Here is a 9,029-nt window from a genome sequence, read left to right on the forward strand (position 1 = left end):
GGCAGGCTCATCGCCACGAGAACCTGCAGGCCTGGGGCATCGACGCGACGGCTAGCGAGCGACTGATCGAGCTCTTCGCGGCTCGGGCGACCCATGCTGTCGCAGTCGACACTTCATTGTCCGCCGCAGAATTAGATGATCTGTTCCTCAAAGCCGTGGCCGACGCGGCGACTGGCAAGCGCGACTACGAACTGCTCGCCGGGCACTCCGGCATCCTTCGCGAGGGCGCGGACTGCTGGTGGCGCGTCCCGTGGAACGCTGGCGGGCGGGGTCGCGAAGGTGTGGCTGGACGGGAAGGTCACGGCCACGCTGTCCGATACCACCGCGCAGATCGGGGCTCCCGAGGTCTGGGCGGGCGGGGACACCGGGCAGGGCGTGGACGTTGCGGTGCTGGACACCGGGATCGACGCCGCGCACCCGGACTTCGCCGGCCGCATCGTGGCCACGGAGAGTTTCGTGCCGGGGCAGGACGTCACCGACCGGCAGGGTCACGGCACCCATGTCGCCTCGACTGTCGCCGGTACCGGGGCGGCGTCCGGCGGCAAGGAGAAGGGTGTCGCCCCGGGCGCGGGGCTGCACATAGGCAAGGTGCTGGACAACGACGGCAGTGGTCAGGACTCCTGGATTTTGGCGGGGATGGAGTGGGCGGCCCGGGACCAGCACGCCAAGGTTGTCAGTATGAGCCTGGGGGGCGGGCCCACCGATGGCACCGACCCGTTGAGCCAGGCGGTGAACCGGCTCAGTGAGGAGACCGGAACGCTGTTCGTCATCGCGGCCGGCAACTCCGGTCCTGAGGCGTACAGTGTGGGCGCCCCGGGAGCGGCGGATGCCGCGCTGACGGTCGGCGCGGTGAACGGTCCGGGGAAGGGCGTGGATCAGCTGGCGGAGTTCTCCAGCCGCGGCCCCCGCGTGGGCGACAACGCCATCAAGCCCGATCTGACCGCCCCGGGTGTGAACGTGCTGGCGGCCCGCTCGCAGTACGCGGCGGAGGGTGAGGGCGCCTATCAGACGATGAGCGGTACCTCCATGGCGACACCGCACGTCGCGGGCGCGGCGGCCCTGCTGGCCGCCAAGCACCCGGACTGGACGGGGCAGCAGCTCAAGGACGCCCTGGTCAGCACCACCGCGAGCACCCAGCGGTTCAGCCCCTTCGAGGCCGGCAGCGGCCGGCTCGACATCGCCGCCGCTGTGAAGGCCACACTGTTCGCCTCCGGGTCCGCGTTCGCCCAGGCCCACTACCCGTACACGCCGGGCCAGACCGTCCGCAAGGACGTCACCTACACGAACACCGGGTCCGAGCCGGTCACCGTGGACCTGTCCCTGAGCCAGGACCAGCTGCCCGAAGGTGTGTTCACCCTCACCGACTCGCGGCTGAGCGTGCCCGCGCGCGGCACCGCCACCGTCGGCGTGATCACCCACCTCGACGCGGCGGAGGACAATGCCGCCTACTCCAGTCGGCTCACCGCCACCCGCGCCGACGGCACGGTCCTCACCCGCACGCCGGTCGGCGTGAACAAGGAGGGCCGCCGGGTCACGCTGTCCGTCACGGCGAAGGACCGCCACGGGGACGCCCTGCCCGGCACGCTCGTCCTGAAGGACATCGAGCGCAACACCGCGCCCAAGATGTATGAGATCGACGCCTCGGGCCGCATGAGCCTGCGCCTGCCCCCAAGCACCTACTCGGCGTGGATGAACACCGCCGTGCCAGGGATCGACGGCACGCACACGCTGGGCTTCGCCATGTTCTCCGCGCCGCAGATCGACCTCGACGCCGACCGCACCGTCCGCTTCGACGCCGCGAACCTGCGCAAGGCAGCCGCCTATACCCCGCAGCCGACCGCCAACCAGTTCATGCGAGTGGACCAGTACCGCACCAACGGCGACCTGTTCCCGTTCATGGACAGCTACATGCCCGAGTACTGGCGGTACGACAGCCTCTGGGTGACCCCGACGCCGAAGGTGACGAAGGGCTCGTACACCTTCGCGACCCGCTGGCGGCAGATCCAGCCCCCGCTGACGTTCTCCTCCGGCTCGCAGACCTACGACGACGTCGTCATCCAGAGCCTGTCCCGCGCGCTGCCCGAGGGCACCGGCACCTACCGGGCCGTCTGGGCCGGCAACGGCTCGGGCGCGGACTTCCGCAAGCTGAAGGTGCGGGGCCAGGTGGCGGTCGTCCGCCGTAACGACACCGTGCCCGCCCCGGACCAGGCCGCGGCGGCGGCGAAGGCCGGCGCCAGGCAACTGCTGATCCTGAACGACGGCTACGGAAAGTTTGACCCCTGGGCCGACCTTCCCGACACCGCCCCGCTGCCGACGGCCTCGCTCGGCACCGACGACAGCACTCGGCTGCTCAGCCGGCTCCGCAAGACCGGCACCGCGACGCTGAAGGTGGTCTCGCACCCGCATCCGCGCTACCTCTATGACCTCGTCCGCCATCACGACGGAGCTATCCCGCGCGACCCGTCCTACCGTCCCGGCTCGGGTGAACTGGCGCGGATCGACGAGTCGTTCCGCGACACCAAGCAGGGCGAGGCCCGCCAGTACCGCGATGACGTGTCCGCCATCTTCAACGGCCCCATGCTCAGCAACTCCACGCCGGTTGCGACCCAGGGCACGCTGACGTCGTGGGTCACGGCAGACACCGGCGTCCGCTGGGTCTCCGGCGCCGGCATGAGCGACCTGGGCCAGCGGGGCCTGGCGCGTTCGTACCAGCCGCGCAGCACCACCGGCGAGAGCTGGTTCTCACCCGTCCAGCGCCCGCGACTGCTCAACGACGGCATCAGCTGGCAGGCCCCCTTCCGGGCTGGCGACGTCATCAGCACGTCCGTCGTACCGGCCTGGGGCGACGCCGACGGTCACGCGGGTGTCGTCTGGGCGGACAGCGACACCTCGAAGATCTCGCTCTACCAGGGCGACGAGCTGCTCGGCGAGGACGTCAACGAGCGGATCGTCACCGTCGAAAACGTGTCACCGGACCCGCTGCCCTACCGGATGGTGGTCGAGGGCAAGCGGAGCCTGCCGGACCGGCCGTATTCGACCCGTACGCGCACCGAGTGGGGGTTCACCTCCAGCACCAAGGACTACGCGGTTCTCACGCCTCTCCCGCTGGTGCAGCTCGACTATGCGGTGGCCACCGACCTGTCCGGCAAGGCGCACCGGCGGACCGGGCTGACGGTCACCCCGTCGCACCTGAAGGGAGCGGCGGGCGCGGGCGCGATACGCACGGCGACGGTGGAAGTCTCCTACGACGACGGTGTGACGTGGCGCCGGACGACACTGAGGCAGTCGGGCGGCGCCTGGAAGGCGCAGCTCGACGCGCCGTCCCGGGCCCGCTTCGCGAGCCTGCGCACGACGGCGCGGGACACGAAGGGGAACAGCGTGAGCCAGACCGTGATCCGCGCCTTCGGCCTGAAGTAGCGACGGCGGGAGGCTGACGAAAGGGCCCCTGTCCGCGGTGGAGACCGCGGACAGGGGCCGCACGGGTATGCCCGCAGCATCGGCCATGTGCCTGCTGACCACACCTCGAGCCCGGAGTGGCGTCGCGAGCTGGTTGCCCGCTACAGCACTGAAGAGGGTGGTTGCGGCCGAGGTAGCTCGGGACTTGGTGACCGGGTCGTGCCGGCGGCTGGTTTTCGCCGACCCGGTGGACCGGCTCGGGGCGGTGAACAAGGCCCGCGCATACGTTCTGCGTGCTGGAGCGGCTGCACCGGTGGCTGCAGCGGCGGCGGGACGGGTACGCATGCGGCTGTGACCGAGATCTTTAGGTGGCGGGCGAGAAGGATTGTTGGCGGATCCTTCGGTCACACCGAGGACTAGCGCGCCCACCTGCGGTGACGTGCTCACGGTCGGGGCCGAAGGTGGCATGGTCTGCCAACAATCCTTCTCGTGATCTGCCAACCAGCTTTCTCCGAACGCCTCTGACCTGCACCGGAGCAAGCGCGATCCGCCACCTACCGTTCTCGGTCACAGTGGCGCGGACCGGTGGGGCGACCGCGCGTCAAGCTGCTGTCCGGCGAACGCTGGCAGGCCGCGGCCCCGTGGGTGCTCACCGCCCTCGGGCTGGAGGGCGAGCGCGCCGGGTGGGATCTCGTCGGGGTAGATCAGGTCGTGGGGGACGTGGTGGTGGCGCTGTCAGTTGGGTGGCGCGTCGGTTGTTGGCGGTGGACCGGGGACGGGGGTCGGTGTCGTCGCTGTATGTGCGGGTGGTGGCGGGGGTTGTCTGTCGGGTGTGTGCCGGTGGGTGTGTGCCGGTGGGTGAGCGTGAGGGTGGGTCGGGGTGGTGGGGTGCTGCGTCTGGGCGGCACGCCGGGTGCTGGACAGCTGTGAATGGGGGTGGGGTGGTCTGCGGGTGGTGGGGCTGGTTGTGGGACACACCTCTGGCACTTTTTGCCGCTGCCCGCTCAGGAAGCGGGCTTTCCCGGGTGGCGGGAGGTGTTCGTAGGTTGTTTCCGAGGCTTTGGGAGGTTCCGGTTCTGGGCGCGGGTGTGTCTGGTGTGGGGTGTTCGGCTGGTGTTGTGGGGATGACGGCGAAGGGGCTTACGGCGAGGAACTACTCCTATTACCGGCGCAGTATCGCGGCGGGTGATGGTGCTCGGGGTAGTGGGGTGACTGTGTCCTCGGGTGAGCCTGGTGTTCCTCCGGGGGTGTGGCACGGCCGGGCGGCCGGGGTGCTGGGGTTGTCGGGTGTGGTGAGTGAGCCGCAGATGGGTGCGCTGTTCGGCTTGGGTATGCACCCGGACGCGGTGGAGATTGTGGCCCGGGTGCTGGGTGACGGTGGCACGTCGAAGCAGGCTTTCAGGGCGGCGAGGCTCGGCCCGGCTGTTCCGCGACTGTCCGAGCTCTCGCCGTTGGACGAGGAGATCGAGGAGGTTCTGCAGCACGCTGTCGAGGAGTTGTGCCGGCCGCTGACGAAGGCGGAGACACGGCACTTGCGGATGCGGTCTGCGGCGCGCGTGTTCGAGGCCGAGTACCACCGTCCGCCCGTTGATGGCGCCGAACTCGGCCGTTTCCTGGCCGTCCGTACCGGCCCCCAGCGTCACGCCCGGACCGGCTTCGACCTGACCTTTGCCTCCGAAGAGTTGTCCCTCCTGTTCGCCCTGGGCAGCCCCGAGGTGCGGCGGATCGTCCTGGAAGTCCTGGCCCAGGCCCGCGCAGAGACGGTGGCCTGGCTGGAGGAGAACGCCCTCGCGGTACGTACCGGGCCAGGCGGAATCGCCCAGCAGCGGGCCGTACCGGGCCTGCTGGCGACGGTCTACCTCCACTACGAATCGCGCGCCGGAGACCCGATGCTCCACGAGCACGTGGTCATCAGCCCCCGCGTCAAAGGGCCGGACGGGCGGTGGCGCAACCTCGACTCGAGGCTGCTGCTGCGGGAAGTGGTCGCGGCCAGTGAGCTGTTCAACCAGCGGGCCCTCGAGTTGGTCTGCGCCCGCCTGGGCCTGGTCGCCGAGGAAGTCGAGGTCACCCCGGGACAGCGTCCGGTGATGAGAATCGTCGGCATCGACCGCCGGATCCGGTCGGAGTTCTCGCAGCGGGCCACCGCTGTGCGGACCATGGCGGAGACCTTGTTCGACGATTACCGGCGCCGTTACGGACGGGAGCCGGGCCCGTCCATGCGGCCGCGCCTGCAGGGCCGCGCGACCCTGTTGACCCGCCCACGCAAAGGCAAGGCCCGCTCTCTCGACGACCTCCTGGCCACCTGGCGGACCCGGGCGATCGCCGCGACCAGCCGGGCAACCGTCGACAACCTGCTCGCCACCGCGCAGGCCGCCGCCACAGAGCAGCACCCCCACACGGGCGTCGATCCCGAGGCGGCGGCCGCGGAGGTGCTTGCCGCGGTCAGCGAACGCCGCACCACCTTCCGCCGCCGCCACATCCTGGCCGAGGCCCGCCGCTACCTGATGCGCACCTACGGCGGTGCCACCGCCCCGCACGACCTGGCCGAACAGATCACTGACCGGGCCCTCGTCCACGGCGACTGCCTGGACATCACCCCACCCGAGATCAACCCCACCCACCCCGACCTGGTCCGCGCGGACGGCAGCAGTGTCTACCGGCCGATCGGGTCCGCCGCCTACACCACCCACTCGCTGTTGGCCGCTGAGAACCGGCTGCTGGCCGCCGCTCGCACCCACGTCATCCCGCCCGTGGGACGCGGCACCTTCGAACGGGTCGCCGCCCTGCATCGCGGTCCGATGGATGCCGGGCAGCGTGAACTGGCCCGCTCGTTTGCATTGTCGGACCGGCTGCTGCTCGCCGGTCTCGGACCCGCCGGTGCCGGGAAGACGACGGCGATGCGGCTCGTGGCCCGGGCGATGGACGCCTCGGGAGGCCGGTTGATACCGCTCGCACCGTCGTCCCGTGCCGCGAAGGTTCTCGGCGCGGACCTGAACCGGCGCGCCCACACGATGCATTCCTGGCTTCATCAGCGCGGCCGCGCGGCCGACGGCAAGGAGGTCGGCAAGGACTTCCAGCTGCGCCCCGGGGACGTGGTCCTGGTCGACGAGGCGGGCATGGCCGGGACGCTGCTGCTGGACCGGATCCTCACCGACGCAGCGGCCGTCGGTGCCGTGGTGCGGCTGCTCGGCGACCCGCACCAGCTCGCCGCTGTCGAGGCCGGGGGAGCGCTGCGGCTCATCGCCCGGGCGGGCGGCGCGGTCGAGCTCGACCGGCTGCACCGCTTCCGCACCCCCGGCGAAGCCGACGCCTCCCTCGGTCTGCGCGACGGCGACAATCACCGCGACGCGTTCACGTGGTACCGGGACAAGGGGCGGATCGTCGCCGGAAGCTACGACGCGATGTGCGACGCGGTCTTCGACGCCTGGGCCAAAGACTGCGGTAAAGGCATCAACGCGCTCATGACCGCGGCCGATACGGCGACGGTCACCGCCCTCAATCAGCGCGCCCAGGCCTGGCACATCGCCGCCGGTGACGTCGACACCCGCCGTGCGGTCGCCCTGCGCGCCCGGCAGCACGCCCACGTCGGCGACGTCATCGTCACCCGCCTCAACCGGCGCCGCATGACCCTGCGCGGTGGCCGGGACTTCGTGAAGAACGGCGACACCTGGACCATCCAAGCCATCACCGCCAACGGTGACGTCGTGGTCCGGCACACCGGGCACCGCGGCCGGATCCGGCTGCCCGCCGACTACGTCGCCGCCCAGTGCGAGCTCGGCTACGCTTCCACGATCCACCGCGCCCAGGGCATGACCGTGGACACCTCCCACGCACTGGCGTCGACGCGCTCCAACCGTGAAGGCGTCTACGTGCAGCTGACGCGCGGTGCCCGCACCAACCGGCTCTACGTCGCCCTCGAGGACGGCGACCGGCTCGATGACGTGCTGGCCTCCATCGCCGCCCGGCGCAGCGCCCAGCTGTCGGCGACCGAGTCGATCGCCGCCCTGCAAAGAGAGATCAGCGCCCCCGGTCAACTGTGCGCGGAGTTCGCCGACGTCGCCGAGCGCGCCACGACCGCCCGCCTGACCGGCGTCCTCGAAACCGTTCTCGGCGCCGACCGGGCCGCCGCGTTCATGGCCGCCGACGCCTACCCGGCACTGATCCGCGCGCTGAGCGACGCCGAACGCGCCGGGTTCGACCTGCCCCGCCTCCTTCAGCGCACCGCCTACCGGCGTGGTTTCGCGGACGCCGACGACATGGCCGCAGTCCTGACCTGGCGGCTGCGCGAACGCCTGGCCGACGCAGCCACGCTCCAAAAGGAGGGCCGCACCCGGCCGTTGGCCCGACTCTCGCTGCACCAACTCGACACCCTGGCCCGTCTCGCAGCCGACCACCGGGCCGCCGCGCGCGAAGAGCTGAAGGCAGCCGACGCCGCTGTCACCCAGCTGCCTACCCCCGTCACCACCCGGTCCGGCCACACCCATCCCGCGTGGCCCGACCGCCCGCTGGGACCCTTGACCCGCAGCGAACTCGCCGCCCAGATCGCCACCATCCGCACCCAGATCCGCCGGGCCCAGGCCAGGAGAGCTGCTCTGTCACCGGCGGCCCGGCAGATGATCGCAGCCCTCACCCACGAGTCACAGCTACGCCGCAACCTGCGCTGGCGCGACCAGGCGAGGGAGGACTTCCAGCGCGAACCAAGCGCCCATCGCCCGCCCACCCGCACCCAGTCCCTGGCCGTCACCCGCCACACGGTCGCCCGGTACCGCGTGACGACCGCGCAGCGCCTGCACCGCGCGAAGACCAAGCTCGCCCGCGCCAATGGCGTCGTCGAGAAGATCGCCGCCGAGCTCCGCCTGCGCGACCGGCTCCCGAACCACCTTGCCCACCGTCCCGACCACCGCGGTGAGATACCCGACTGGGTCGCCGACCGGCACGCCCTCACCCACCGGGCAACGCCTGAGCACTGGCGCCACCATCTTGCCGAGCGCCACCGCATCCTGGCCCGTTCGCTGGCCGACCGTGGTCACACACTGGCTGCCGCCCCGCCCGCCTGGGCCCGATCACTCGGACCACCGCCACCCCACACGGCGCCGCTGCGCCGCACGGCCTGGTCCATGACCTGTGCCCTGGTGGAGCTGTGGCGTACCCGCCATGCCATCACTGCGGTGCCGGGTCTGGGTCCCCGGCCGGCCGGCCCGGACGACGCGACCGCCTGGGACGACCTCGAGATGCGGGTCCGTGCGCTGACCGGGCGCCGCCGCCCGGTGCAGCTGCCGTCCCCCGACGCGCCCGCCTCGGTCGTCCTCGAAGCCGCCCTCAACCACCTGAACACCCCGCCCGACTCCGGGGCGCTGCCCGACCACCCCGCGCTGCGCGACCCCGGCGGCATCGCCCCGCTCAAGTACACGGCTCTCGACGCGCGCCTCGCCCGCCGCGCCTTGGCCGCCGTCCTTGCCGGGGACACCGCGCCACAGGCGTGGATGGAGGAGATCACCGCCCCGGGTGAGGACGACGAGGACGAGCAGCTCACCTACACCAAGCTGCTCACGGCGATCAGCGACTACCGGCGCCGCCACCCCCAGGCCGGTCCCGATGTCCTCGGGCCGCGGCCCCAAGGCCTCGACAGCGAG

2 protein-coding genes are annotated in these 9,029 nt (G+C 71.3%); both read left to right on the forward strand.

Annotated features, from left to right (window positions below):
* The first annotated feature begins 279 nt into the window (after window positions 1-279).
* On the forward strand, window positions 280-3,417 hold the full coding sequence (locus OG963_RS44215) for a S8 family serine peptidase (RefSeq protein ID WP_331750308.1): 3,138 nt from the start codon (window positions 280-282) through the stop codon (window positions 3,415-3,417).
* 1,103 nt (window positions 3,418-4,520) lie between these two features.
* On the forward strand, window positions 4,521-9,029 hold a 4,509-nt coding region (gene mobF / locus OG963_RS44220; protein WP_331750309.1), incomplete at its 3' end, for a MobF family relaxase.

It is taken from the genome of Streptomyces sp. NBC_01707, from assembly GCF_041438805.1.
Lineage (GTDB): Bacteria > Actinomycetota > Actinomycetes > Streptomycetales > Streptomycetaceae > Streptomyces.